The following is a 25,919-nucleotide window of genomic DNA, read 5'->3' on the forward strand; positions in this document are numbered from 1 at the left end:
ATCCCCAAACCAACAACTTGCCGGCACAATAAACAACAATCTTCGTGCTTATGCAGCGCTTGAATCATCGTTTCTTTCTACAAACCATTTTTTGAGGGGAAAATGTCTCAATAACACGCAAAAACGAAAATAGATTCTCTTCTCTACTTTTGACACCTATCTTAGCTATTCCTCGATTGGTCTATTTGTTTAAATTTCAAAACAAAATCGCTCTCATTTTTTGTCCTTCTATGCTGGAAAGCAAGTAGCAGTAACTTTATACATCTAGGTTCCTTCGTCTTTCCTTTCAAATGCGCATTGGTCTATTCCACACCTCCCTTTATCCCTCAATCTTTTCTTAAGCGTTTGAACAATTTCTTAATAAAATAACTAACAAAAAATAAAGTTTTACTATATCTCTTGAATGTAAGCGGTAAATTTGTTATTATTACGAAGGATAAGGAGGTGTTTATCGATTGTATGCGATTAAAATCTTTCATGGTTATCTAACCGCCGAAGGAAAAAGAACACGGGACAAAACAATTGCATTGACCTATACTTGCAGAGAAGATGCTGAACGTTTCGCAAATAAAATCGGCGGGAGAGTTAAAAAAATTGGCTAACCAACTAGAATAAAAAAGGCTGTCAACCTCAGTAGGTGACTGCCTTTTTTTGTTATCTGATTTCTTTTAACTCTTTTCGCGGTACTAACTTTTTACATAACCGCCCCTATCCTTTCGTTGTCGAATCACGCTGTGAAGCAAGTTAGTTGGTTTTGACGCCTTGAGTCTTTATACTGAAACAAAGGCACCAGCCAATCCAAAAAAAGGAGTGACCTGTCCATGTGCGGCCGATACTTATTTGATCCATCAACTGGCGAATTGTCAGAATATTATCAAGAAGCCGCGGCGAAAGCCCGCAAGCGCCAACAGACTGTCGCTATCAATGATGTTTTCCCCTCCAATCACGTCGTAACCATCGGTGCAAATCAACAACAACAAGTTGTAGCTGGTGTGACAAGATGGGGCTTTACCGGCTTTAAAAAAGGGCATTTGATGATCAATGCGCGTTCTGAGACCGTTGAAGAGAAACCGACTTTTCGCCAGCCTTTCCAAGAGCATCGCTGTGTCTTTCCGATGTCTGGTTTCTATGAATGGAATCATGAAAAGGAAAAGTTCCTCTTTTCGCAAGATCACGTGATTTATGCTGCTGGTTTTTATCGCATCCTTCAAAAAGAGGATCAGATCGAAACCGAATCAATCATTCTAACGACTGCCGCGAACGATTCTGTTGAACCAGTCCATGATCGAATGCCTCTGTTCTTAGAAAAAGAAGCGATTGCTTCTTGGATCAATGACTTGGCTTTTGCTCGCCAACAACTCAAAGCAGAAATGCCCAAGCTGAAAACCCAATTGCTCTCTTCTTAACTGCTTGCTACTTCTTTTTCAGCAGAACAAAAACCGCCAAGTCAGCTTTGATTTGGCGGTTTTTTTCTACTTCTGCTTTTTCTTAATAAACGGTGAAGGTCTTGCCAGTCATGATTCCAAAGACTGCTTTTTGATACGCTGCAAAAACGGGTGCGTCACCAACGGGAATAAAGCCTTTGAAAGAATCGGCGAAGGTTTCCCAAGAGCCCACAAGCGCATTGGGACTGACTGCATTGATTCGTATCCCCTGACCGATCTCAAAAGCTGCCGATGCCACGAAGGCTTCTAAACCGCCGTTGACCAGTGCTGAAGGCGTGCCCATTGGGATAAATTCGTCTTTGATAATTCCAGAAGTCAGCGTGATACTGCCACCTTCATTGAGAAAATGCTGGCCAATCAACGCAAGGTTGACTTGTCCTTGCAGCTTCGAAGCCACCGACTGTTGAATATCTGCTGGCGTCAATTCCTCAAAGGGTTTAAACACTGTGCTTCCCGCAGCGGAAACAATGGCATCCACTTTCCCAGTGGCTGCAAATAGCTGGCTGACACTGGCTGCATCCGCAATTTCGACTTGATGATCGCCGCTGCTACGGCTAGCCGTGATCAGCTCCACCTCTGGTAGCTGCTGAAAGCCTTCAACTAAAAGCTGCCCAAGTGTGCCGGTATGACCAATCAAAAGTAATTTCATTTGCTCGCCTCTTTTTTTGTTTTGTGTTTCGATTCTAACCCAACCAAGCGATTTCGACCATTCATCTGCTTTTCCTGCTTTTTAGGTCTATTCTTGCCCTTGTCCATTTGTTCCCCTACTACCTGCGTAGTGATTGGAATCACCTATCACGAAAGCAATTGACAACTTTCTCATCTTGTTCTAAGATACTACTAATTTCATACACATGCAGTGAGAAGAAGAGTACGATCCCCCCTTTCTTTCAAGAGAACTCGGAACTGGTGGAAACGAGTAAGGAAGACGATCCGAAAATGACCTTTGAGCATTCGTGGACGAACAATCCCCGACGGAGAAAGCCCGATAGCGCAATGCAGTTTATTTGATGAACTGACTGAGGTTTTTTGTTTCAGCAAAAAACAAACGAAGGTGGTACCGCGAAATGATCGTCCTTCCCAAAGACTATTCTTTGGGAAGGCTTTTTTTATAAAAAAGGAGGAAAAGTTATGAAACGAAAGATTCGATTGGGTGTGGGCTTTGGTTTATTGTCCTTAGTTTTATTTGCCGGTTGTGGCAATCAAGAAGAAGTAACGGGAAATGCCGAGGAACAGCAGACAGAAATCAGATTGGGGACGACACCAGGGCCTTACAGCGAACTGTTTCTCAAAGGAATCAAACCGATTTTAGAAGAAGCTGGCTATACTGTGACGGATATTGGCTTTACTGGGGTCTTGGAAGCGGACATTGCATTGAACGATGGCGAGATCGACTTAAACGTCGATCAGCACACCGCCTATTTAGAAAACTTCAATGAAAACACGGATGCCGATTTAGTGGGTATCACACCGATTCCTACCGTTCCAGCCGGCTTGTATCCTGGCAGAAAGGACAATTTAGCAGCGATTGAAGCAAACGATACCATCGGGATCCCCAATGATCCGTCAAATAGTGCCCGGGCCCTGTTGCTGCTGCAAAAAGCCGGCTGGATCGAGCTTGACCCGGAAGTGGCGCCCATTGACGCGACTTTGAGAAACATTACTAACAATCCTTATGACCTGGACATCGTCGAGATGGATTCTGCCCAAATCCCCCGCAGCTTAGCAGATTTAGACTATGCGGTGATTCCCGGCAGCATCGTTTATAGCGCTGGAATCGCTGCAGAGGAAAGCCTATTAAGTGAAGACATTTTGCAAGAATATGAACTGGTGGCAACGGTAAAAGAAGCCAATAAAGATAGTGATTGGGCACAGGCAGTGGTGGCAGCTTATCATTCTGAAGCCTTTAAAGAACTGCTGGCAGAAGAGAATCAAACGGGTTATTGGTTTATTCCTGAGGAATTGCAATGACCGCTTGAAAAGTAGCAATAAGCAGCAACTGTCGTCTTATTTTTTAAGAAGCTTCTACTATAGAAGGAAAAGACATGACTACTATTGATTAGTGGACCATTCCCCGTCTGAATCTTTGTAAAGGAGGTCAAAAATTGAATATTCAACAAATGCGCATCGTGCAAGCGATCGCTGACCATGGAAGTTTTCGTGAAGCAGCCAAACGGCTGTATCTTTCGCAGCCAAGTCTTTCCCAAGCCGTGAAAGAGTTGGAAACAGAATTGGAGGTCCAGCTTTTCGAGCGTACGAATCAAGGCGCCCGCTTGACTGCCGAAGGCTCGGAATTTCTAGACCATGCCCAGCCGATCTTGAGTCAAGTGGCGCAGCTGCAAACGCGTTTTTCCAGCAAGCAAGCAGCGAGTCAAACCTTCGCTATCGCAAGCCAGCACTATGATTTCACGGCTGGAATTTTCAGTGAGCTGCTGCAGGAATTTCCCGACTGCCGCCAGTTTCGCTTATTAGAAACCACGACCTTAAAGGTGATCACGGACGTGCAACAATATCGAAGTGAATTTGGGATCCTTTATTTGAATGAGCAAAACCAAGCAGGATTGGAACGACTGCTGCAAGGCGCCCAATTGTCCTTCGAGGCGTTGGGACGGTTTCGCCCCCATGTCTTTTTGCGAGCAGCTCATCCCTTGACAGAAAAAAGGCAGCTTTCCTTAAGAGATCTCGCCCCTTATCCACAAGTACGCTTTTTGCAAGAAGATGAACGCTATTCGTTCTTCTCAGAAGATTTGATCGACTTCGCTCAAAGCCCTCAAGTGGTGCATGTCAGCGATCGAGGCACGATGGTCCAGCTATTACAACAGACGGATCTTTATGGAACCGGATCGGGGATCGTTGCCCAACCAGAACGCCAAGGCTTGGCTTTTCTTCCTTTGATCGACGCGTCCGAGGGTGAGATCATCCTCATTAAAAAGAACGATCGCCCGTTATCAGTGATTGGCGAGCGTTTCTTAGCAAAATTACGGCATCATCTTACAGCATTTCCTAGTGATATATAAGCGAAGGCCTCCTCTTCCAACTCCCCATAGATGATTGGCTGCTCCTTCGCATTATATAAAAAATCCTTGAGCCACTTCCCATGCAGGAGGCTCAAGGATTTTCTTTTACGGTTAACATTGTCGGCAATCACCGCTGATTACAGCTGCTCTGCCTGCATTTGATACATTTGCTGATAGATTCCTTGCCCTTGGACAAGACTCGAATGGGTTCCCCGTTCCACGATCTTCCCTTGATCCAAGACCAAGATTTGATCTGCTTGTTTGATCGTTGACAAACGGTGAGCGATCATAAAGGTCGTCCGTCCTTTTTGCAAGATGGTCATCGCCTTTTGAATGATGGATTCTGTTTCAGTGTCCACATGGCTCGTCGCTTCATCCAGAATCAAGATTTTCGGATCAAACACCAATGCACGGGCAAAACTGATCAGCTGGCGTTCTCCACTAGAAAACTCATTGCCTTTTTCAACGACTGGATGATGGATGCCTTTTTCGTAGCGGCTCAAAAGGTAGTCAGCGCCGACTTGTTTCAAGGCATCGATAATCATCGCTTCGGTGATCGTTGGATCGTTCATTCCGATGTTGCTGGCGATCGTTCCAGTAAATAGATAGGGATCTTGCATGACGATCGCCATTGAATCTCTTAAACTATGACGATCAAAATCAGCGATCACTTGTCCATCCACAACGATTTTTCCGTGCTGCGGATCATAAAAACGGAACAACAGGTTCAAAATACTCGATTTTCCAGAACCAGTATGACCGACTAGAGCAATGGTCTCTCCTGCGGCAACGTCAAAGTTGATATCGTGCAAGATCGCTTGCTCAGGATCGTAGCCAAAGGTCACTTGTTGGAAAGAAACATCGCCATTCGTGACAGTCAGCTGCTCACTTTGTTGTTTTTCAACTGGCTGATCAGCAAACTCAAAGACCCGCTGTCCGGCAGCCAATGATTGCTGCACATTGGTGATGGTTTGGACAAGCCCCTCGATTGGATCATACAGACGGTTGATGTAATCAATAAAAGCATACAGCAAGCCTGCTGAGATCGCCAAGCGGCCATCAAGGAAAAAGGCAGCCAAGGTCGTGATCAAAATCAAGATCGTTGAATTTCGCAACAAATTGCCTAATCCCCAAGCGATACTTGAATCGAGTAAGAGGTATTTACGTCCGGTTTTGAACCATTTCTCTACTGTCTCATTAAATTCTTTCTGCAACTGATTTTCTCGTTGGAAGGCTTGGATGATCGCCATTCCTTGGACAAATTCATTTAACTGCCCACTGATTTGTGAGATGTATTCCCGCATTGCTAAATTGTAACGAGAGGCATATTTGGTATAAAAATGCTGCCAGATTCCTAAAATCGGGATCAAAATCAGCATCGCTGCTCCTAAGGTGCGGTTCAAAAGAAACAATGCAATAAACGCACCAATGATTTGGATGATGTTGCTTAACAAATTACTGATCACGATCACGTAGAAATTCGACCGCAAGACTTCGGTGTCATTCGTGATTCGTGCAACGACTTTACCTGCTGGGATTTGGTCAAAGTAAGAAACGGGTAATTTGTGCATATGGTCAAAAAGCTGATCCCGCATTTTTTTGACGATACTGTTGGACATTTTTCGCAATTGCAGCAAGCTGATATAACGAAAGAGGGAACCAATCAAATTGACCAGCAAATACCCAGCGAGCAATTGGATCAAAAGCATCGTGTTTAGGTTTCTGCTTTCAACCGCCGGTGTCATCACTCGGTCGATCAGCTGTTTGGCAATCAGTGGTGAAGTCAGTTCGAGCGCTGCTGCCAACAACAGCAAGATTGCGCCCACGGTAAATTGTTTTTTATAATAGCTCAAAAACGTGAGCAAACGCTTAATCGTTGAGAACACTTGTATCGTCCTCCTTTAACTGTTGATGGTAATACTGTTCTTGGTACCAGCCTGGCGTTTCGATCAACTCCTGATGGGTACCACGCTGTGTGATCCGTCCGTCTTCTAAGACGATGATTTGATCCGCTTCGGTGATGGCGGACAATCGATGGGTCACGATGATGGAGGTCGGTGCCTGCTTCATCGTTTTCAAATTCGTGATGATGGCTTGTTCCGTTTTGGCATCAACTGCCGAAAGGGCATCATCCAGTAAGAGGACTTCACTGTTTCGTAAAAACGCCCGTGCTAAGGACAAGCGTTGTTTTTGTCCACCAGACAGGGAAACGCCTTTCTCACCGACGACCGTTTCGAGCCCTTCTGGCATCCGCTTGATGTCTTCACTAAAGCAAGCGGCTTCCAGTGCTTCCCACAACACTTTTTCGGAAGCATCTGGCTGTCCGAATAGCAAGTTCTCGCGAATTGTTCGTGAAAACAAGGTATGTTCTTGCGGCACTTCTGCAAAGTGGTTGCGCACTGCTGTTGTTTGATAGGTCGTCAACGGCTGCTCGTTGATCAAGGGTACTTGATCAGAGTATGGATAGCGGTGACCGAATTGTCTTAGCAGCGTCGTTTTTCCGCTACCGGTCTTCCCAACGATGCCTAAGACTTCTCCACGAGTGATCGTCAAATCCAGTCCTTCTAACACATAACGAGCTGCTTGTGGGTATTGGAAATGGTATGCTTCAAAACGGATCGTATTGATGGCTTGCAGGTCGGCTTCACCAGGAGTTTCTAATTCATCACCCGTCTGCAGCACTTCATTGATCCGACGCCAGGATGCGGCACCTTGTTGCATCACATTCACAAGATCTCCTGCTGAGATCATCGGCCAAACGACCATTGTCAAGTACACTTGGAAAGAGACCATCGCACCAATGGTGATCGTTTGGTTGGCAACAAGAAACGCCCCGACACCAAAGCTCATCACAAAACTGATCGCTAAGATGATGGTAATCAGCGGCCCAAAACGGGAATCGATCTCAGAAACGATATTGTTTTTTGCTCGTGTTTCCAGTGTTTTCTTTTGAAACTGTTCCGTGGTGGCTCCTTCTAGTCCATAAGCTCGGACGACCCGAATGCCATCAATGATCTCCAGCACTTCACTGTTCATCTCAGAAACAGAATTCTGCGCTTCCGTAAACGCCTTATCGACTTGCGAGCCCCATTTGAAAATGTAATAGGCTAAAAGCGGCATTGGAATCAAGGCAATCAACGTCAATAGCCAAGAAACCGTCCCAGCCATCATCGCTACGATAAAACTTAGATACAAACTAGTATTTAAGAAAACCATCAGTCCATACCCAACGGTCATCCCCATCACTTGGACATCGTCACTGGAACGAGTCATTAAATCGCCTGTTCGGAAACGATGGTAAAACGGCGCCCCCATTTTAAGAAAGTGGCTCATCAATTGTTCCCGCAATTGTTTTTGCAAATCGTAGGAACCAATAAATAAATTAAACGTCCAAACAAATTCGGCCAGATATCCTAACAAGATAGCTCCGGCAAAGAGGGTCACGTATTGGACCAGTACCGAATAATCAAAATTATCTTGGATCAGCGCATCAATGAATAAGCGCAAGATATAGATTGGTGCGACATACATCGCACTAGCAATCACCATAAAGACGAATACGAAGGTATAGCGCACCTTATGTTCTTTAAAATACGTTGTTAATTGTTTTAATACATACTTCATGTTTTATCCCTCACATTCTAAAAAAGTACACAAAAAAGCTCTGTCCCTTCGGAAAAAGGACAGAGCATAAACGTCGTTATTATAGACATTATCTGTACACTAATGGTTACCGAATGAGGGATTCACTTTATTCAATTTGGTTGTTTTTTTATCAAATACTTTTTGCATCGTAATCCCTCCTTCTCTTTTTATTTTGCTGACTACACCTAACACTTTACAGATAAGTTTCTGAGAATGCAACAACTTTTATTAATTTTCTTTAAAAAAGATTGACTTTTCTAAAAACACAGATGTGAAAACAGCCCTTTTTAACAACCTTTTTTTGAAAACGAATTCCTGTTTTACCCCAAGAGTTGCAACGATTTTGGCTAAAATAAAAAAACAGATGCCCTTCTCTTCAACAAACGCTGTTTGATCAGCACACTTGGTTGAAAAAAAGTTCCTCTGTTTTCTTACTACCTGTTTATTCTGTGACAGATGCTAGGCGATAGGATACTGTTCGTCCAAAAGGAAATACTTGCACCCCTTGCAAACGATCTGTTTTCAAATACGCCACCGCCCCTTGATATAACGGCAAAACGGCTGTATCTTCAACGATCAATTGTTTTTCCAGTTCTTTCAATAAGTCCCAACGGGCAGCTGGGTCGTTTGCTAAAGTCGTCCGTGCTTCTGCTAACCCTTGATCGTAACTTTCACTAGCATACCCAGACGTATTCAAGCCACCTGTTGAATCATAAAATTCTAAGAAGTTGATCGGGTCCGCGTAATCTGGTGTCCAAGTCCCAAAGACGAGATCAAATTCACCTTGGGATTGCAAGTCCAAACGGTTTTGTAAAGGAATCGACTTGGCATCGATGGTTAATCCCGGCAAATTGGTTTCTAACTGCCCTTGGACAAACTCGACGGTTTTCTTGGCTGCTGCTGTATCTGCTGACAACAGTTCCAAAGTGATTTCGTCTTGTCCCAACTCTTCTTTGGCTTGTGCCCAAAGCTCTTGTGCGGCTGTTAAATCGTACGGCAGTAAATCGCCATTTTCTTCACGAAAATCTTGGTCTGTTTCAGGATCTTTGGCAAAGTTGCTTGGCACAAAGCCGTTCAATGCAGTGGACCCATCACCTAAGATATTTTCGGCAAATGCCTCTTTGTCGATGGCTTGTAAAATTGCTTGACGTACCTTGACATTGCCTGTGACTTCTCGTTTTTGGTTGGCACTTAAATACCCCACCAGCGCCTTTGGCACATAGTTGGCTTGAGCTGAGTTTTGGTATTGCTGCGCGTAAGTATCCGTTAAGGTGGTGTAGTCCAGTTCTCCTGTTTCAAAAAGGCTGACACCAGTCGCCGTTTCCTTCACTACTTGCACGTCGATCTTGGTCAATTGGACATTCTCAGCATCCCAATAATCAGGATTTTTCGTTAACGTCCATGATTCGTTGGTCCCGTTCCACCCTTCGATCAAGAATGGGCCATTGCCGACAAAATTTTCCGCTGATAACCCATAATCGGCGCCTTTTTCTTCAGCAAACGCTTGGTTTTTTGGCATAAAAGGTGTCCCGACCAAAATTTGATCCAGATACGAGATTGGACTTGCCAATGTCAGCTCTAACGTCTGCTGGTCCAATGCTTTTGCACCTAACTCACTCACCTCAACGTCCCCTTGACGCACTTGGCTGCCATTTTTCAACACATCCATTTGATTACTGCTACTAGAACCATTCTCTGGATTAGCAACATATTGAAAGGCGTAGACAAAATCATCCGCAGTAACAGGATCGCCATTGCTCCATTTTGCATCACGAATGGTGAAGGTATAAACCAGTCCGTCTTCTGATACCGTAGGCTCTTCAGCGGCCATCGCAAGCTCAGGATCCCCCTCTTGATCCAGACGGTATAACCCTTCTGCCACTTGTCCGATCATATCGGAACTATTGACATCCGTGTATTGTCCGCTATCAAGGGTTGATAAGGCGCCAGCGGTTGACACTTGAATTTCTTGCGCAACGGCTCCTTGCTCCTCTTGCTGTCCAGAATCCGTCGTGGGGCTCGTGGTACTGCAGGCACTTAAAACCAATACTGTGAAAGCAGTGATACCCATCATTTTCTTTTTCATTTTTCTCCTCCTTGCGTGATCCTCTTTCTTACAATACGTCAACGACATACTTGAAAACCGCTTGTTCTTGTATAAGCGCATCATAGGCAAAATCAGGATGCCATTGAACCGCCAACAAGCGCTGACCCACGTGTTCAATGCCTTCAATGATGCCATCAGGACTCCAAGCTGTCTTTTGCAATGGACGAGCCAATCGATCCACCGCTTGATGATGAAAGGAATTAACCTTTGTTTTTTGACCGTAAACACGAGCCAACATGCTTTTTTCAGCCGTCACGATGGCATGGGTCGGCACTTCTTTCGGAATCGGCGCCTGCATATGAATGATCTCACTGAAGGTACTGATGTCTTGCTGCAGCGTGCCACCGAATGCCACGTTGACCAGCTGCATTCCCCGACAAACCGCAAAAATTGGTTTCTTTTGCAGCAGCGCTTCATCGATCAGCGCTAGTTCAAACTCATCCCGTGCCAACAAACCGCTTCCAGTTGCCTGATGGGCCTCCTGCCCATAAAACTTGGGTGAAACATCTTGTCCACCAGCTAATACCAGTTTATCGATCTGTGAAACATAGTCCTTGGCTGCAGCTGGCTCACTGATTGGCACGAGCAATGGCAGTCCGCCCGCTTGCTGGATCGCTCGCACATACCCTAATGGTGTGTAGGCGATCGGCAAATGATGCAGCACATCGCCAGCATCTTGCACTTCATTCGCAGCGATCCCTATAATTGATTTGCCCATCGACATCCCTCCCTGATTAACGATTTTTTCAGAAAAAAGCGGTATCTAGCAGTTGAACAAGGCAAGCGCCGCACTTTTTCTCAAGATATGTTTCAACTATTCTAAACCAATCCGCACTTTTTGTGAAACACTATTTTCACTTTCGCGATCATTTATTACAATCACCATTCTATTTAACCCCCTCTTTGATAAGCAATAAAGAACACCGCTAGTCAGATATAGTTGAATTTTGCCAATGCTTTCTCTACGTAAAAAAACATGCGAGAAGCCGTTGCTTTCCGCATGTTTCGTCATTAAAATAATCGATTGTCTTTTAAAAACTCCAGCATCTGTGTTTTTAGGGGATCTTTTTCATTACGGATCGACTTTGTTTGCGTCGGTTCATCAAGTGTCGAGGACCGCTTTTTAGGAAAAGGCGCCGCTGGTTCTTCTGCCAACTCTATGATTTGGAAGCTATCCACCACCACTTCTGCCGCACAAAGTCTCTGACCTTCTGGTGTTTCATAAGGACAGCCTTGCAAGTGTCCATTGATTTTGATACTTGCCCCTTTTTGAGTATACCGTAAAAAGGTCTCTGCCTGTTTTCCATGAATGACGCAAGCAAACCATTCATGGTGCACGTCTTCACTGTTTTGCCATTGAGACACAATGACAAGATCAAAACGTACGCCCTGATCGTCCGCCGCATCAAACGCTTCTTTACTAGGCATCTCTGCGATTTTCCCAGTAAGAACCACTTTATTCATTGCCACGTTGCATCCTCGCTTTTCTCTCATTTCTTGAGTGATCTTAACTTATGCGACCTATTCTACCACATTCCAAAAAACAAGCAATCAAAGGTCGAATGGCTTAAGAAATGCTTTGAACAAAATGAACCAACTCAAAGAATTCATCTGATCCTGCCAATAATGTGCGATTTTCTGACTGAAAACTTCTCTTTGCTCCAGACAGCAAAAAAACAGTTGGTTCAATCCCCCTCTGAACCAACTGCCTTTTGCGGATTTTTATTTAGCAAAGGAATCTTGACTACCATAGCGATCAAAATGGAGGGTTTCGCTTTCGAGATAGTCGATGATCGCTTTGGGGATCATGACCCCTTCTTGCTGGGCTTTTTCAAAGTGTATTTGGCTGATCTCTCCAGGATAGTAGACTTGTGATTGCCCTTCTACTGGCGGGATTGCATGCAGCTCAGTCACCATCTGATCGATGCTTTGCTTGAAGGTTTCGGTGTTGGTAAAACGAGATGGATCGATCACAAGAAGGAATTGTCCTAAGCGGCGTTTTTCTGTCAAGTCCGCATACATGGAGGTGACCTGTTTACCAAAAGCCAAGCCTAGCATCGAGCCAGCTAAAATATCCACCATCATCATCAAGCCATATCCTTTAGCACCAGCGATTGGCAATAATCCTTGGACAGCATAGGGATCGGTGGTAGGCAAGCCATGCTCGTCTACTGCCCAAGTATCGGGGATCTGCTGCTTCTTCGAGCGAGCATCCAAAATTTTGCCCCACGCTTGAACCGTCGTCGCCATATCAAAAACCACCGGTGGATGATTGGCTCGTGGTGCAGCAAACGCGATTGGATTGGTGCCAAAATAGTTTTCGGTCCCACCAAAAGGCACCGCCATCGGATCCGATTGACACATGGCGATCGCTACTAAGTCGGCTTCAGCAGCCTGTTTGACGTAATACGCCATCGTCCCGCTATGGCTGGTCTGCTCGATTCCTACTGCAGCGATCCCGGCTTCTTTTGCCAGATGAATGGCGATCGCCATCGCTTCATTGCACACATAATGCCCCATGCCGTTATCTCCGTGGAAAATTCCGGTAGCGGCGCCTGTTTTTTCAAAAGACATGTTTGGTTCCAGCGTGATGCCACCTTTTACTAAACGCTCGGCATAGTAGTCCATCCGCACGGCACCATGAGAATGGATCCCGCAAGCATCCGCAAAGGTCAAATGCGCCGCTGTTTCACTGGCAGCGGCTTCTGGCAAACCAGCAGCCAATAGTTTCTTTTTCATCAATGCTTCTAATTCCAGCAGAGAACGTCTGCTCATTTCTTCCATCTTTTCTCCTCCTTAGAAAAAGAGAAGCACGCTTGGCAACGGCTTCTCTTATTGATTAAACACGCGATAATCCAGTTCATCGGCTGACTTAGCGATCAGCAGCGCTGAATAGACGTCTGAGTTCACGTTCAAAATTGTCCGCAGCATGCCAACAAACCATTCGACACCAGCAAATAGCGCAATGCTTTCGATTGGTAAACCAAGCTGGGGAACGATGATTGCCAAGGAAACTAACCCCGCTCCGGGAACAACTGCATTGGCTAAAGAAACGAAAGTCGCAGTTACAGCTACCGTCACCATTTGGATCCCGTCAAAGTTGATTTGATACATTTGGGCGATTGTCATGACGGTAATCGCCATATGCATCGCTGATCCATTGCTGTTCAAAGACATCCCTAACGGCAATACCAAATTGATGATGCGGCTACTGAGTCCTAATTTATTCTGGGATTCTTCCATAGCGATCGGCAGCGTGATGGCAGAGGAGGTTGTCGCCAATGCCATGACCGACATATTTTTCATATTTTTGATCAATCGTAACGGATTGATCCGACAATACACGGTCAACAAGACTAGCCACAGCCCAAGGAACGTGACGGTGGCTAGACCGTAGACAAGCAAATAGCTGCCTAATGGCAAAATGATCTGCAAGCCCAGGGAGCTGATCGTTGAAGCGATCAAAGCAAAAATACCGATTGGTGCCACGATCATCACGTAACGAATGATGGCAATGACGACCTCATTCAGATCCACGATCAGCCCATAAAGAGCTGACTCAGGTTTCTTTTGCATAAAGCGATTGAGGGCAACACCAAAGAACAACCCAAAAACGATGATTTGAATAATTGACCCTTTACTCAACGCATCGAAAATATTCGTGGGAATAAAGTTGATCACTGTCTCTGATATAGAAATTTCTTGTGCTTGCAGAGGTTCGCCGGCAGCTTGTGAAAAGTCGATCCCTTTGCCTGGAGCAAAGAAGAGCGCCATCAGCACGCCCCATGCAGCAGCGAATAAGGAGGAAATCCCAAAGACAGCGATCGTTTTTCCACCCAAACGAGTGAGTTCTTTCGGGGCAATCCCCCCAACTGCTTGAATGATTTGTCCAACGATCAATAATGGGATCGCCATTTGCATCAGACGCAAGAAAAGATCGCCCAAAATTTTTAGGAACGAAGCGGCTTGCCCAAAGAACAAACCGCAAAGAATCCCTAGAAGAACGGCAATAACGATCTGCGTCACCATCGGTAGTTTTTTTGCTTTCACTTTGATCCCCTCTTTATTTTCGAAGTATGGTTCCTGTATGCTGATCCAGTTCAGCTAACTTTTCGATTGAGGTAATAATCGCGGTTCTGGCTGCATCTTCTTCAACAAAATCAATCGCAGCTTCTATTTTTGGCAACATACTGCCCGCTGCAAAATGGCCTTCCTCGATGTAGCCCTTGGCTTGTGCCACACTGATTTCCCCTAAGGCTTGCTGATTCGGCTGATTGTAATTGATGTAGATATTGTCGACACCGGTCAAAATGATCAGGCGATCGGCCTGCACGTCTTTTGCTAAGACACTGGCGGTAAAGTCTTTGTCGTTGACGGCTTCCACGCCAGTAAACCCATTATCGTTGCGAACGACAGGTACGCCACCGCCACCGGCACAAATCGTGATCACACCTGCATCGACCAATGTTTTGATGGCTTCTTTTTCAACAATTTCTTGCGGTTTCGGCGATGGAACCACTTTGCGGTAACCACGCCCAGCATCTTCTTGATATACCCCGCCATTGGCTGCCATCGCAGCATTGGCTTCCTCTTCACTATAAAAAGGTCCGACTGGTTTGGAAGGTCTCTCAAACGATGGATCTGCTGGATCGACACGAACTTGGGTGACTAATGAGATTACCGATGGATGTGCTTGACGTGTGGCAAACTCATTGATCAAGGCATTTTGCAGCCAATAACCGATACTTCCTTGGGTCATCGCTACGCAGCTGTCTAATTTCAATTGGGGATTTTTTTCACTTTCCCCGGCTTTTTGCTGCAACAGCAAGTTGCCGACTTGTGGTCCATTGCCGTGACAAACAATGACTTTTTCCCCTTTTTCGACAAAATCGGCAATATAACGTGCTGCTTGCGCAACGACTGCTTTTTGTCCTTCATCACTGGGGTCTTTATCTAAAATAGCATTGCCGCCTAAAGCGATCACATTCAAACTCATTTTATGCTCTCCTTCTGATTTTCCTTTGCTAATACGGCAAAAACACCTAATCCGATCAGCAGTAATAGACAAGACAGGTAAAACCCGACCTGCATCGATCCTAAAGAATCGGCTAAAAAGCCAGTAACATAAGGCGCTAAGATCGACCCCGACATCCCGATAAAGTTATAGGCACTCAAGGTTGTTCCTAAGGCGCCTTTTGGTGCGTTTTTCGTCACAAAGGTCACGACGATTGGATCAAGCGCCAGCTTGCCAGTCAATCCATACAAAATCAAAACAGTGATCAATAAGGTACGATCCGTTACAAAGGCAATGGCAAATACGGAAAGGGTCGCCAATGGGACCAATAAATAGACTAGTTTTTTCGTCGCGCCAGTTTTATCATTCAATCGAGCAAAAATCAACGCACCTGGAATCGATGCCCATGGGACTAAGGAAGCAATAAAGCCGACACTCGCCCCTTCAAAGCCACGCTCGGCAATCAAGAATTGCGGCAGCCAAGTTATAATCACAAAGTTTGCATAAATGCTGGTAAAGCATAGAACAAAGGCTGCCACGAGATTGCGGTTTGAAAAAATCTGCTTCAAGGAAATCTTTTCTTTTGGCCCCTCTTCTTTTATTTCTTGTCCTTCATCTTCTGGACGAATCACTTTTTCTTTCAAAACAAAATAGAACAAGACACCGACGATCAAGGTCGGAAACGCCATTAGGAAGAAGGGTTGGCTCCAATGGCCCCCGTTATCCAAGACCAATTTACTAGAAAGCAAGTACCCGCCAGACGTTCCAAACGCCATCCCACTGTTGATAATGGCATTTCCGACGGTCCGTTTGTTGTCGGGAATCGCTTCGGTAGACAATGCGTATTGCGGACCGTAATAGGCACCTTGACCAATCCCTGCAATGGCACGAATCACTAAGAACAAAACGAAGCTTGTGGCTAGTCCACTGAAGTAAGTAGTCACCGCCAATAAAACAAAACCTAGGGCGATCACCAATTTGCGACCGATTTTGTCGCCGATGATGCCAAAAGGAATTTGCGCAACGGCATATGTCAAAAAGAAAATACTATTGGCAAGTCCTAGTTGTGTGTTGCTTAAATTGAATTCTTCTCCGATCACACCCATGATTGGATTGAAGATCGTCCGTGTGGCGTACATTAAAATCCAGCCGACAAAGAAAATAGCAACGACTTTTTTCCAGTAAGAATTGCTTACTTTGACCGCATCTTTCTGGTTACTGATTTCCATGATTTCTCCCCATTTCTATTCTTTTTCCTCAAGTGACAATGACTCCAACGCTAACAAGAACCCAAAACTAAGATCTTTGCCTGACGAATGACCAACGGACATCAACTGCTGCACATCTTTTTCAATCACTTGTGGGTTTTGCTTTTTTAAGTCTTTGAATAATTGCAGCATCAGAGAATTGACATACCCTTGACTGGCACTTTGAATATAAGCAAGGCTGACATCCGTCGTAGACAGCGGTTTTGCCAATGCTTGCGCTAACGCGTCAGCTTCCGGCTGCTGCAAGGCATAGAGCATCGCTTGATAGGCAACTAAAAGATCATCGCCGCTAGGTGTCAATCCTTTGCCGCGGCCAATCAGGTGAGCAATGATTGGTTCCCAATCTGAGACAGGCTGCCGCAATGCCGCAAACACTGCTTGGGTTTTCTCATCTTCGGGCAACCCAATCTTGGTTTCTAGTTTTTGTTGAAGCAGGATTTCTTTCAAAAGCTGCAATTCCGCAGAGGTGAAGGATAGCTCCTTCACCTGCAGCGAAACCAATTCTTTTTCCTCTAATGAAAGAGAAAATGTTCCTTTTGTGCTGTAAAAGGTCAGACCATGCTCTCGGACTTGCACGCGATTGCCGACCTCGATCAAAGGCAGGACTTGCTCAAACAATGCATCTGGTAAAAAGACTCCGAAGCCAGTCAAATAGTTGCGATAGTTGTTGATATTGACCAGCTGCTGCCCGATCATCACATTGAATGAACGATCAAACACGCTATGCACCCGACCGGTACGACCGAATCGTTGCAATGGGTCTAGATAATCACTGATTTTGATTTTCTCAGTCAACATCGATCCCCAGATCCTTCGCATAAGCCGTCAAGGCATTTTCAAAACAGCCTAACGGTGCACGCACCGTCCCTGCACCGACTTGACCGACACCTGCTTCTTTATGGGCGATCCCAGTATTGATGATTGGGGTGATGCCTGTTTCAACGACTTTCCGGATGTCGATCCCCAAACAAGTCCCCTGGAAGTCCCATGTTGGGATCGAGAAGGTCGGATTATGACCGAAACAGATTTTTGCCATTTCATTGGAAGTTTCTAGCGCATCTTCAAAGCCACCAGCGCCGACAAAGCGTGTTACACCTGGTGCGGCTACCATCGCCATTGCTCCGACACCGACGGTTTCAGTAATGGCACTGTCCCCAATATCAGGATTGCCATCTGCTTCGGTAAACCCAGTAAAGTACAAACCTTTCGGCGTATTGACTGGTGCAGTATGCCATTGGTCTTCTGTTTGGGCGACACGAACCCCAAAATTGACGCCGTTTCTCGTCATGGTGGTCACGATCGTTCCTTTGGCATCGACACGGGCACCGTCAACGATGGCTTTGCCGGTTGCCATCATGATATTCAAGAAGAACTGATCGGTATCTGCTAAGAACTTGATCACTTCATATTTTTGCTTTTCATCGATTTCTGTTTGGATGATCAACGGCGCGATCTCTTTCAAGAAGTTCAATGATGCTGCAATATTTCGTTGATGGAATTCATCCCCCATTGTGATCGACCGGGCAATCAATACATTCAAATTGATGCCTTCTTCAGTTAGTTTTAATGCCTTGGCAATGGTTGGTCCTAAGACGTCTTTGATCCAATCCAAACGATCGATGACTTCTTGTGAATAGGCACCAAATCGTAAGACTTTACCGATCCCTTCGTTCAAAATACAGTAGGCTTTGTTGCCGACAAGGCGGTTTTCAACCACAAAGACAGGCATATTCCCAGAAGTGATTCCCCCCATTGGTCCAACTGCCTGGACATGGTGACATGGCATAAAGCGGACTTCCCCACTTTCGAGTAAGCGGCGGGCTTCGTCTTCATCTTTCGCCCAGCGTTCAAACAAGGCAGCGCCGATACAAGACCCTTGCATCGGTCCCGTCATTTCCGACCATTGGATCGGCGGTCCTGCATGCAGCAAGGTTTTCTGACTTTCGTTTAATTCAGCGATCACTGATTTAGCCGGAACGACATCGATCAAGAATGGTTGGGCATTTTTGATTTTATCCGTCACTGCTTGGTTTTCATCTGTGATTTTTTCGTCAAATTCTTCTAACGCGTCTAAAATACGGATCATTTTCTTGTTGCCGTTGGCACGAGGACGCCAGTTGAATTGTTCTGTTTTCCCGCCATATTGCAGGATCGATTCATTGAAGCTTTGCAAGCCAACATTGATGATCCGTGGTTTGGTGGTCAACAGCTCCATTACTTTCTCGCTGACTGTCGGCACCTCAACCTTGCTACCAGTATAGTCATTGACTGTTTTGTCTGCTTCAGAAAGAGTCGCCCCTTTTAAAGCTAGGGCTAATTGCACTGCTTGAGCATTGCTCGGTGCCACATAGACGCCAGCTGCTTTCAAACGGTTGACTGCTTCTTGGTAGTTTTGCGGATCTTTTTCAGTTCCGCAGACGGTAGCAACAAAGTACAACGCGCGATCAGCTGCTTGGGCTGTTTGCTGTGCAGCTTCGATAGCTGGTAACAAAGCTCCTACCATATCTGTATGCGCGCCGTAACCTAGCACCACATCAAATAAAATGACCCCGGTTTGCTCATCTTGCGCATAGTCTTCGATTTTTTTGATGCGCACTTCAGGATCGATCATTGGATGCGGTTTGCCTTGGGTATAGATATCATCACCAAGGTCGATCACATCATAGCCGTGGGAATGCAAGATATAGCCTTCTTGTTTTACAAGGCCTTCTAGATTCAAGGCTTCGGAGATCAGCATTCCTGCTTCGGCAGCTAATGTACCGCCAGAATAAAGACCTTTGACCACTTTGTCTTCAGCGAGTTTGGGCACATCTGGGGATTTCACGCGTTCAAAATAGTTCGCTTTGACGGGTTCTTCATTGGCAAGATCAACAGCGATACGCGCTGTTTCTTCCAGCGTATGTGCCAAATAGACTTTTCCTTCATGGGCTTCTGGTTTTTCTCCTAAGAAAATCGCTACCACAGGTTTGCTGATACTTTGCAGCAATTGAACGACTTCATCCCGCACTTCTTTTGCAGGTGGTTTCGAGATCACGCAAATCACATCTGTCGGTTCATGATTTTCTAAAGCAACGATGGCATCTTTGACAGTGATCGCCCCAACTTTGTCGCTTAAGTCACGTCCGCCGGTCCCGATGGCATGAACGACACCACCGCCTAATCGGTCAATGATCGTCGTCACTTCTTGAATCCCCGTACCAGAGGCACCAACGACGCCGATGTTTCCTGGTGCCACGACATTCGTGAAGGCAATCGGAATGCTAGAAATAATACCAGTCCCACAGTCAGGCCCCATCATCAATAAGCCTTTTTCATGAGCCAGCTTTTTCAAACGCACTTCATCTTCGATAGCGACATTGTCCGTAAACGAGAAAACATGCAAGTCATTTTTTAGCGCTTTTTCCATCTCGGCTGCGCCATATTCCCCAGGAATACTAAATAATGCAACATTGGCATCTGGCATTGCGCTCAAGGCTTCTTGCCATGAAGCCGCCGCTGGCGTTTCTTTGCCTTGATCTTTTGCTGAAAGATCAGCTAAAAATGAATCGATCGCTGGCATTACTTGATCCATGATCTGTTCGTTTTGGCTATCGACCACGATCATCATATCGTTGGGTGAAGCACCTTCTGCCTCTTTAGAAAGCAATCCAGTGTTATTTAATATGTCTTTGTTTGCATCCGTCCCCATCATGATTTGACTCATTTCGACATCGCCTAGATCATTGATCGTATTCGTCAGCAGCATTAAGTTAATGGAATCTTGGTAGTTATTCTTTAAGATTACTGTGTGCAGCATTTGTTCTCCTCCTTTTCTTATACTCTCATTCTAACGAGCCTTGTTTGCGTTTTCATTGGATAAAGTTCTAAAAAAATGCTATACTTTTTATCCAAAAGAGAAAAAAGGAGCATTTTATGAAATTAAAAGAATTGGTTGAACTGCCGCTTTTTGAAAAAAGTAAAGTCCTGACTGGCTCCATTGGTTTAACAAATTCCGTTGGTTCCGTTATGGTGTTGGAAGCGATGGATATCGAAAAATGGAGCAAAGCCCATCAATTGATTTTGACTTCTTTTTATGCCTTCAAAGACCAATCGCCTGAGGAACTGCGTGTTTTTTTTGAAAAAATGCAGCAAATCGGTGTCAGCGGTTTAGTGATCAAAGTGGATCGCTTGATCCCTATGATTCCAGATTGGGTGATTGAGCTTAGCTTTGCTTATCAGATCCCTTTGATCAAAGTACAGCAAGAAGTCAGCTATGAAGCCATCATGCTAGCGGTTTACGAACCATTGCTGAATCACCAAACCCAGCTGCTGCGTACCTATTACGAAGTTCGTCAGCGCTTCATGAAAGTCGAGCGCAACCACTCTTCTTTCGATCAGATCATGCAAGAGTTCTATCAATTGATCGAAAAGCCTTGTTCTTTGCGCATCCCCCATTTAGATGTGCATGTGTCCGTCGGTCAATCCTTTAAGAATTTCGTGGTGACCAAACAAGAACACATGAAAACCGTCGAGTTTACCAAGAACCACTACGAATATTTAGAATTATTTTCTCATGAGAACAATCAATATGTGACTGCCATCAAAGTAGAGATCATCAATCCTTACAATGATTTATGTACCTTGATCGTTTATCAGAAAGATTCGCAGATCCCTGAGGCAAAAGTCATGATTATTGAAAATGTGATCGACGTCATCTATGAACGCCTCCAAATGGCGTATTTGTTGAAGAAAGAGCGCTACAATCGCATGAACAATCTTGCCGATGCGATCTTGCAAAACACTCCTAGCAATTTGGCTGAGCTGGATCTTTTGTTAGAAGAAGCGCAACTGGATCGCTACGATTTCTACCAAGGCATCGCCTTTGCTTCCAACAGCTTTAAAGATAAGGAGCGTAAGTCCGTCGTTTTGCACAAGCTACGGGCGTTGAAAACACCCCACGTCTTTTTTGAACACCACAATTATTTGGTGATCCTCTATAATTTCCAATCGATCGCCCATCAGGTGACGAAACAGATGCTGCAGACATATTTTGATGATGCCCTGCTAGCCGATGAACATGGCTGCTTGGTGGTCAGCGAAGTCTTGCGCAAGGAACAGATCAAAGAGATCCTGCCAGAGTGTTTGGATGCGATTCGCTTCAATCGGCAGTTTTATTTGGCGCCGATCATTGCCTATAGCGACTTAGGTATCTTTAGTTCCTTTATCAAGGAGAACCAACTGGAAAAGCTGCAGCAAAGCATTCCCCCGAAGCTGTATCAACTCTCGGAAGAAAATGAAGAGCTGTTCAAAACGCTATATACCTTTTTTATCACGAATCGCAATTACAAAAATACGGCTGAAACCTTGTTTCTTCATGCCAAAACGATTCGTTATCGGCTAAGCAAAATCGAACAGCTACTAGAGATCGATCTGACAAGTCCGATCCAATTAGTCAATTACGAGATCGGCACCTATTTATTAGAGCTTCAGAAAAGGAGTCAAGCAAAATGAAAAAAGAATGGCAATTGACCACCGGTGCTTCCGTGACCCTCTATCCTGCTTCGGAGAAATACCTGATTTATTTTCACGGCGGCGGTTTTGTTTATGGAACCCGCCAAGACATTCCCGCATCACTGATCACACTATTTCAAGCGCAGCAATACAGCGTCCTCACAGTCGATTATTTACTGGCGCCCAATTCCTCGTTAGCGGAGATTTTGGCGCTGAACTGGCAAAATTTTCAAGAATTGCAAGCAACTGTGCTTAAAGATAACCCGTTTTGTTTCTGCGGACGCTCAGCTGGCGGTTATTTGATGCTGGCGCTTACCCAGCAATTACTGAAGGAACAACAGAGATTGCCTGAAAAACTGGTCAATTTTTATGGGTATACCGATCTTTCTTTTATTGAAAACAAACGAGTCTTGCAGCAGCCGCTCTTAAGCAAAGAGCAAGTCCCTTCTTTGGATCAAACCGAGATCGTTTGGGATGATCCGCAGTTTCAGCGCTATTTGCCTTATGTTTATTGGGTTCAACAGCAAGAACTCACAACGATCTATGGTCTAACAGCTGAAGCTCTTTCTGACTATGCCATTGATCCTGAGCTGCTTGCTCAATTTCCTCCAATTTTCAGCAGTGCCAGCAGTACCGATGAGGAAGTTCCTTTTCGTTACAGCAAAGGCTTGAAGAAAGTGCCTAAAAGCAAATTTGTCCCTGTCTATGATTTGCCCCACGACTTTTTGAAAAACGTCGAGGAGCCGCAAGTCCAAATGGTCTTTCAGCAGCTCGCCCGTTGGCTCAAACAATAATTTGATACAAGTAAAGTGAAAATAATGTTTTTTTATTTCGACGAGTGCACAGAAAAACTCTGATTGCCTTCGCTTCCTCCTTATCTCAAAAAACGTGTGGTTTAATGAAACTCTTTTAATAAAAAAAGGCTTGATACAGGCTCAATTCAAGAGAGAATGCTATACTAAAGGGGAGTATGTTATAGGAAAGAAGGATGAGGTTTTATGCATTTTGTCGGGATTTTGTGTTTGATCCTAATCACGACGACCCTCTTCTCGCATCTGGCGAGACGGATGGGCGTTCCTGCTGTTATCGGGCAGTTGTTAGCGGGGGTTTTATTAGGAGGCGCAGGACTCAATTGGGTCCATCCAGATATTCTGGTTCATGATTTTTCAGAGATTGGTGTTATTTTGCTGATGTTTTTAGCGGGATTGGAAAGTGATATTTCTTTATTGAAACGCTATTTTCGTCCAGGGATGCTCGTTGCCCTTTTGGGGATCGTGTTCCCGATGCTCTTCGGGTATGCCACGGGGGTCGGTTTTCAAAGCAGTCCCACAGAAGCGTTCTTTTTCGGGATCGTATTAGCTGCCACCTCAGTCAGTATTTCTGTCGAAGTATTGAAAGAGTTGAATGTGGTGAATACGAAAGAAGGGTCGACGATTCTTGGTGCTTCCGTCGTGGATGATATTTTGGTCGTGTTGGTTTTGAGTCTTAGCCTTTCCTTTTTAGGCGGCGAAAGCAGCCAAGCAACACCACTGCCGGTCACCTTATTGGTAGAATTGATTTATTTTGTGTTGATTTTTCTATTAGTGAAATGGATTGCTCCGTTCTTATTAGCACTTGCAGAAAAGCTATTTGCAAATTCCGCGGTGATCATCATGTCACTGATCATCTGCTTAGGAATGGCGTATCTTGCTGACCTCGTTGGGTTAAGCTCTGTCATTGGTGCCTTCTTCGCAGGGATCGCTGTCAGTCAAACGAAGGTTCGTGAGGAAGTGGAACACAGTGTCGAAGCATTAGGTTATGCCGTCTTCATTCCGGTGTTCTTTGTCAGCGTTGGCTTAGAAGTTGATTTTTCCCGCTTAAATGAGCAATTATTCTTTATTCTTGCCTTTACCGTGGTCGCGATCTTGACCAAACTGGTCGGCGGCTATGTCGGGGCGAAAATCGCGAAATTCTCGAACAACAGTGCTTGGATGGTGGGAGCTGGAATGATTTCCCGAGGTGAAATGGCATTGATCATTTTGCAGATTGGTCAACAAAACCAATTGATTTCGTCCACATTGTATTCCCCTTTGGTGATCGTTGTCTTGTTGAGCACCTTGATCTCTCCACTGATCTTAAAATACTTTACGAAAAAGATTTATTAAGCGATGTAGCAACAGCTAGGCGATACCGATGATTGCAAAAAAACAGTGCGGGTTTTGTAGTGACCGCTCAACGGCCGATTTTTTGATCGAACGTTGGGCGGTCATTTCCTTTCCCGCGCTGTTTTTCTCTATACAGGTATAAAAGCGACAATGCTGCTAGTTACTGGAAACCAATGTTAATTTCCCATGATCGATTTGATACACGTCATCCGCGACAGCATCAATAAACGCTTGATCGTGAGAAGTGAACAAAACCATGCCACGATAGCTGCGAATCAATTGTTCCAAGACGGTGATTGTCGGCAGATCAATAAAGTTCGTCGGTTCATCAAGAATCAAGACATTGGCAGCTTGAGTAAAGATGCGTGCAAGCTCGACCCGTGTCGCTTCTCCGCCGCTTAGCACATTGACTGGCTTCATCACTTCATTCTGGCTAAATCCTAGATTGTGTAAAATACTGCGGACCAGTGGTTCCTGATAGTCTGTTTGAGCCATCAATTCCGTCAAAAGTGGTGTGGTGCTGTTTTTTCGATAGCCCATTTGCTCGTATATCGCAAAGACGATTTTCGGTGATACATAGATCCCCTCTCCACCTGCGATGATTTCTTTTAGTAAAGTCGACTTCCCCGAACCGTTCGGACCCACGATAGCGATTTTCTTCCCGGCAGCAAACTGGAAACTGCTGCTGTCTAGCAAACATTTCGTCCCTCTTTGAATGGTTACTTGCTCCCCACGAATCGGTCGTTTATTATGCAGTTCCACTGCAGGGACTACTGGAAAACGAATCACCTGCTGCTGAGCGACACCCTTCACTTCTTCCAACTGATCCAAGCGGCTTTCCATGGCTTTGACTGTTTTTTGCAATGACTTTTGCACCGTGTCCTTTTGTTTTGATGACGACAAACGGTCTGGTCGGATGTTCTGCTGCCGCTTTTTTTCAGAAATGCGACTGCTCTTGATCACTTGTTCTTTTTTCTTTTGGATTGCTTGAGTCAACTGCTGCTTTTGTTGCTGATACTGCACCGCCTCCCAGGCAACACGCTGTGTCGCTTGCTCTTTTTGCTGTCGGTAACTGTTATAATTGCCAGAATACTCGATGACTTTGCCTTGATCGACTTCCCAGATTTTCGTTGCCAGCTGATTCAATAGGTACCGATCATGACTGACCACGATCAGGGTGCCATAATAATACTGCAATTCCTCAATCAAGACTTGAATTCCTTGCTGGTCTAAATGGGTCGTTGGCTCATCGAGCAAAAGTCCTAATTGATAGGAAGATAACATTTGTGCCAACCGGTATTTGGTCTCCTCCCCGCCACTTAGTGTCGCCAATTCATTAGTTGGGATCGAAAAACGACCAAACAGCGCCCAGTCAAGAGCCTCCGTCTTTTCAGTCACCTCAGCGATTTGCGGGAAATAGTGAAACGAATTTTCTCTTTGGATCGTTCCTGAATCAGGATCGATCACTCCCGCAATCAATTTCAGCAAGGTGGACTTGCCTTGCCCGTTTGCGCCCACGATCCCGATACGATCTGTTTGATAGGCGCTCAGTTCTTCAATGTTCAGTACTTCTTTGGCCCCATAATTTTTGATTAGATTGTTTATTTTTACACTTAATTGTTCCATCAGTCTGTCCTTCCCGTCTAGGAAAACGCAAGCACAAAAAAAGGGCATAGCCTACCGCTATACCCTGATTTTAATAAGAAATTGGAAAAAAGAGGACACTCATCCCTTGAAATCACGATTGCCTAGACTTTTGAAATAGATTTAAGTTAGCTATTCAAAAGGT

The 25,919-nt window shown here is 45.0% G+C and carries 20 protein-coding genes and 1 other annotated feature; of the genes, 7 read left to right on the forward strand and 13 right to left on the reverse strand.

Translation table 11 applies throughout. The annotated features are described in order from the left end of the window. The first annotated feature begins 455 nt into the window (after positions 1-455). Together A5877_RS17150 and A5877_RS04210 are read left to right on the forward strand one after the other, a co-directional pair. Positions 456-602: a hypothetical protein gene (locus A5877_RS17150; RefSeq protein ID WP_005234527.1), complete on the forward strand. Its 147-nt coding sequence runs from the start codon at positions 456-458 to the stop codon at positions 600-602. 219 nt (positions 603-821) lie between these two features. Further along, entirely contained in the window at positions 822-1,406 is a 585-nt protein-coding gene (locus A5877_RS04210) for an SOS response-associated peptidase (RefSeq protein WP_005234526.1), read from the forward strand. Positions 1,407-1,488: 82 nt separating this feature from the next. On the opposite strand, the gene A5877_RS04215 is transcribed toward A5877_RS04210, so the two are convergent. Then, positions 1,489-2,094: a short chain dehydrogenase gene (locus A5877_RS04215; RefSeq protein WP_086316436.1), complete on the reverse strand. Its 606-nt coding sequence runs from the start codon at positions 2,092-2,094 to the stop codon at positions 1,489-1,491. A gap of 201 nt (positions 2,095-2,295) precedes the next feature. Continuing rightward, positions 2,296-2,527 (forward strand) — a binding site (T-box leader). A 49-nt stretch (positions 2,528-2,576) separates the two neighbouring features. Between A5877_RS04215 and A5877_RS04220 the strand changes: the two genes are divergently transcribed. Together A5877_RS04220 and A5877_RS04225 are read left to right on the forward strand one after the other, a co-directional pair. Further along, positions 2,577-3,416, forward strand: coding sequence for a MetQ/NlpA family ABC transporter substrate-binding protein (locus A5877_RS04220; RefSeq protein WP_086316437.1), 840 nt, complete (start codon positions 2,577-2,579; stop codon positions 3,414-3,416). Positions 3,417-3,550: 134 nt separating this feature from the next. Then, positions 3,551-4,462: a LysR family transcriptional regulator gene (locus A5877_RS04225; protein ID WP_005234515.1), complete on the forward strand. Its 912-nt coding sequence runs from the start codon at positions 3,551-3,553 to the stop codon at positions 4,460-4,462. A 137-nt stretch (positions 4,463-4,599) separates the two neighbouring features. Here A5877_RS04225 and A5877_RS04230 read toward each other — a convergent pair whose 3' ends face one another. The 11 genes from A5877_RS04230 to fdrA form a co-directional block, all read right to left on the reverse strand. After that, on the reverse strand, positions 4,600-6,348 hold the full coding sequence (locus A5877_RS04230) for an ABC transporter ATP-binding protein (RefSeq protein ID WP_016613681.1): 1,749 nt from the start codon (positions 6,346-6,348) through the stop codon (positions 4,600-4,602). Beyond that, positions 6,332-8,086: an ABC transporter ATP-binding protein gene (locus A5877_RS04235; protein WP_016613682.1), complete on the reverse strand. Its 1,755-nt coding sequence runs from the start codon at positions 8,084-8,086 to the stop codon at positions 6,332-6,334. Before A5877_RS04235 ends, A5877_RS04230 begins: the two co-directional genes overlap by 17 nt. 463 nt (positions 8,087-8,549) lie before the next feature. Next, the gene (locus A5877_RS04240; RefSeq protein ID WP_086316438.1) at positions 8,550-10,193 is read right to left on the reverse strand and encodes a peptide ABC transporter substrate-binding protein; all 1,644 of its coding nucleotides are present in this window, start codon (positions 10,191-10,193) and stop codon (positions 8,550-8,552) included. Between the two features lie 28 nt (positions 10,194-10,221). Beyond that, entirely contained in the window at positions 10,222-10,932 is a 711-nt protein-coding gene (locus A5877_RS04245; protein WP_008379192.1) for a gamma-glutamyl-gamma-aminobutyrate hydrolase family protein, read from the reverse strand. Positions 10,933-11,225: 293 nt separating this feature from the next. Further along, entirely contained in the window at positions 11,226-11,708 is a 483-nt protein-coding gene (locus A5877_RS04255) for a single-stranded DNA-binding protein (protein ID WP_086316439.1), read from the reverse strand. A gap of 228 nt (positions 11,709-11,936) precedes the next feature. Next, the gene (gene allD, locus A5877_RS04260) at positions 11,937-12,998 is read right to left on the reverse strand and encodes an ureidoglycolate dehydrogenase (protein ID WP_086297667.1); all 1,062 of its coding nucleotides are present in this window, start codon (positions 12,996-12,998) and stop codon (positions 11,937-11,939) included. Between the two features lie 48 nt (positions 12,999-13,046). Continuing rightward, on the reverse strand, positions 13,047-14,264 hold the full coding sequence (locus A5877_RS04265; RefSeq protein WP_086316440.1) for a dicarboxylate/amino acid:cation symporter: 1,218 nt from the start codon (positions 14,262-14,264) through the stop codon (positions 13,047-13,049). A 13-nt stretch (positions 14,265-14,277) separates the two neighbouring features. Further along, positions 14,278-15,210 carry a carbamate kinase gene (arcC, locus tag A5877_RS04270; protein ID WP_005234499.1) on the reverse strand — a complete coding sequence of 311 codons (933 nt, stop codon included), beginning with the start codon at positions 15,208-15,210 and terminating at the stop codon, positions 14,278-14,280. Beyond that, entirely contained in the window at positions 15,207-16,457 is a 1,251-nt protein-coding gene (locus tag A5877_RS04275) for an MFS transporter (protein WP_008379204.1), read from the reverse strand. Before A5877_RS04275 ends, arcC begins: the two co-directional genes overlap by 4 nt. 15 nt (positions 16,458-16,472) lie before the next feature. Continuing rightward, complete coding sequence (locus tag A5877_RS04280) at positions 16,473-17,294, reverse strand: DUF2877 domain-containing protein (protein WP_016621458.1); 822 nt, start codon at positions 17,292-17,294, stop codon at positions 16,473-16,475. Further along, on the reverse strand, positions 17,284-20,292 hold the full coding sequence (fdrA, locus tag A5877_RS04285) for a DUF1116 domain-containing protein (RefSeq protein ID WP_016621459.1): 3,009 nt from the start codon (positions 20,290-20,292) through the stop codon (positions 17,284-17,286). Before fdrA ends, A5877_RS04280 begins: the two co-directional genes overlap by 11 nt. Positions 20,293-20,408: 116 nt before the next feature. Here fdrA and A5877_RS04290 point away from each other — a divergent pair, with 116 nt between their 5' ends. The 3 genes from A5877_RS04290 to A5877_RS04300 all read left to right on the forward strand — a co-directional run bounded on the left by A5877_RS04290 (position 20,409) and on the right by A5877_RS04300 (position 24,130). Next, entirely contained in the window at positions 20,409-21,986 is a 1,578-nt protein-coding gene (locus tag A5877_RS04290) for a PucR family transcriptional regulator (protein ID WP_086316441.1), read from the forward strand. Continuing rightward, complete coding sequence (locus tag A5877_RS04295) at positions 21,983-22,780, forward strand: alpha/beta hydrolase (RefSeq protein ID WP_086316442.1); 798 nt, start codon at positions 21,983-21,985, stop codon at positions 22,778-22,780. The genes A5877_RS04290 and A5877_RS04295 overlap by 4 nt, the downstream gene beginning before the upstream one ends. A gap of 204 nt (positions 22,781-22,984) precedes the next feature. Then, positions 22,985-24,130 (forward strand): cation:proton antiporter, encoded by a 1,146-nt coding sequence (locus A5877_RS04300; RefSeq protein WP_081117446.1) that lies wholly within the window; start codon positions 22,985-22,987, stop codon positions 24,128-24,130. 156 nt (positions 24,131-24,286) lie between these two features. On the opposite strand, the gene abc-f is transcribed toward A5877_RS04300, so the two are convergent. Further along, a complete protein-coding gene (gene abc-f, locus A5877_RS04305; RefSeq protein ID WP_086316443.1) occupies positions 24,287-25,756 on the reverse strand; it encodes a ribosomal protection-like ABC-F family protein in 1,470 nt (489 codons plus the stop codon). Between the last annotated feature and the right edge of the window lie 163 nt (positions 25,757-25,919).

The sequence above is a fragment of the Enterococcus sp. 3C7_DIV0644 genome, assembly GCF_002141235.1.
GTDB lineage: Bacteria > Bacillota > Bacilli > Lactobacillales > Enterococcaceae > Enterococcus_D > Enterococcus_D entomosocium.

Coding starts and splice junctions, on each gene's coding strand:
- A5877_RS04245 (WP_008379192.1), bottom strand. CDS start 10,932: ATGGGCAAATCAATTATAGGGATCGCTGCGAATGAAGTGCAAGATGCT.
- arcC (WP_005234499.1), bottom strand. CDS start 15,210: ATGAGTTTGAATGTGATCGCTTTAGGCGGCAATGCTATTTTAGATAAA.
- A5877_RS04210 (WP_005234526.1), top strand. CDS start 822: ATGTGCGGCCGATACTTATTTGATCCATCAACTGGCGAATTGTCAGAA.
- A5877_RS04300 (WP_081117446.1), top strand. CDS start 22,985: ATGCATTTTGTCGGGATTTTGTGTTTGATCCTAATCACGACGACCCTC.
- A5877_RS04275 (WP_008379204.1), bottom strand. CDS start 16,457: ATGGAAATCAGTAACCAGAAAGATGCGGTCAAAGTAAGCAATTCTTAC.
- A5877_RS04220 (WP_086316437.1), top strand. CDS start 2,577: ATGAAACGAAAGATTCGATTGGGTGTGGGCTTTGGTTTATTGTCCTTA.
- abc-f (WP_086316443.1), bottom strand. CDS start 25,756: ATGGAACAATTAAGTGTAAAAATAAACAATCTAATCAAAAATTATGGG.
- A5877_RS04215 (WP_086316436.1), bottom strand. CDS start 2,094: ATGAAATTACTTTTGATTGGTCATACCGGCACACTTGGGCAGCTTTTA.
- fdrA (WP_016621459.1), bottom strand. CDS start 20,292: ATGCTGCACACAGTAATCTTAAAGAATAACTACCAAGATTCCATTAAC.
- allD (WP_086297667.1), bottom strand. CDS start 12,998: ATGGAAGAAATGAGCAGACGTTCTCTGCTGGAATTAGAAGCATTGATG.
- A5877_RS04235 (WP_016613682.1), bottom strand. CDS start 8,086: ATGAAGTATGTATTAAAACAATTAACAACGTATTTTAAAGAACATAAG.
- A5877_RS04240 (WP_086316438.1), bottom strand. CDS start 10,193: ATGAAAAAGAAAATGATGGGTATCACTGCTTTCACAGTATTGGTTTTA.
- A5877_RS04295 (WP_086316442.1), top strand. CDS start 21,983: ATGAAAAAAGAATGGCAATTGACCACCGGTGCTTCCGTGACCCTCTAT.
- A5877_RS04255 (WP_086316439.1), bottom strand. CDS start 11,708: ATGAGAGAAAAGCGAGGATGCAACGTGGCAATGAATAAAGTGGTTCTT.
- A5877_RS04280 (WP_016621458.1), bottom strand. CDS start 17,294: ATGTTGACTGAGAAAATCAAAATCAGTGATTATCTAGACCCATTGCAA.
- A5877_RS04290 (WP_086316441.1), top strand. CDS start 20,409: ATGAAATTAAAAGAATTGGTTGAACTGCCGCTTTTTGAAAAAAGTAAA.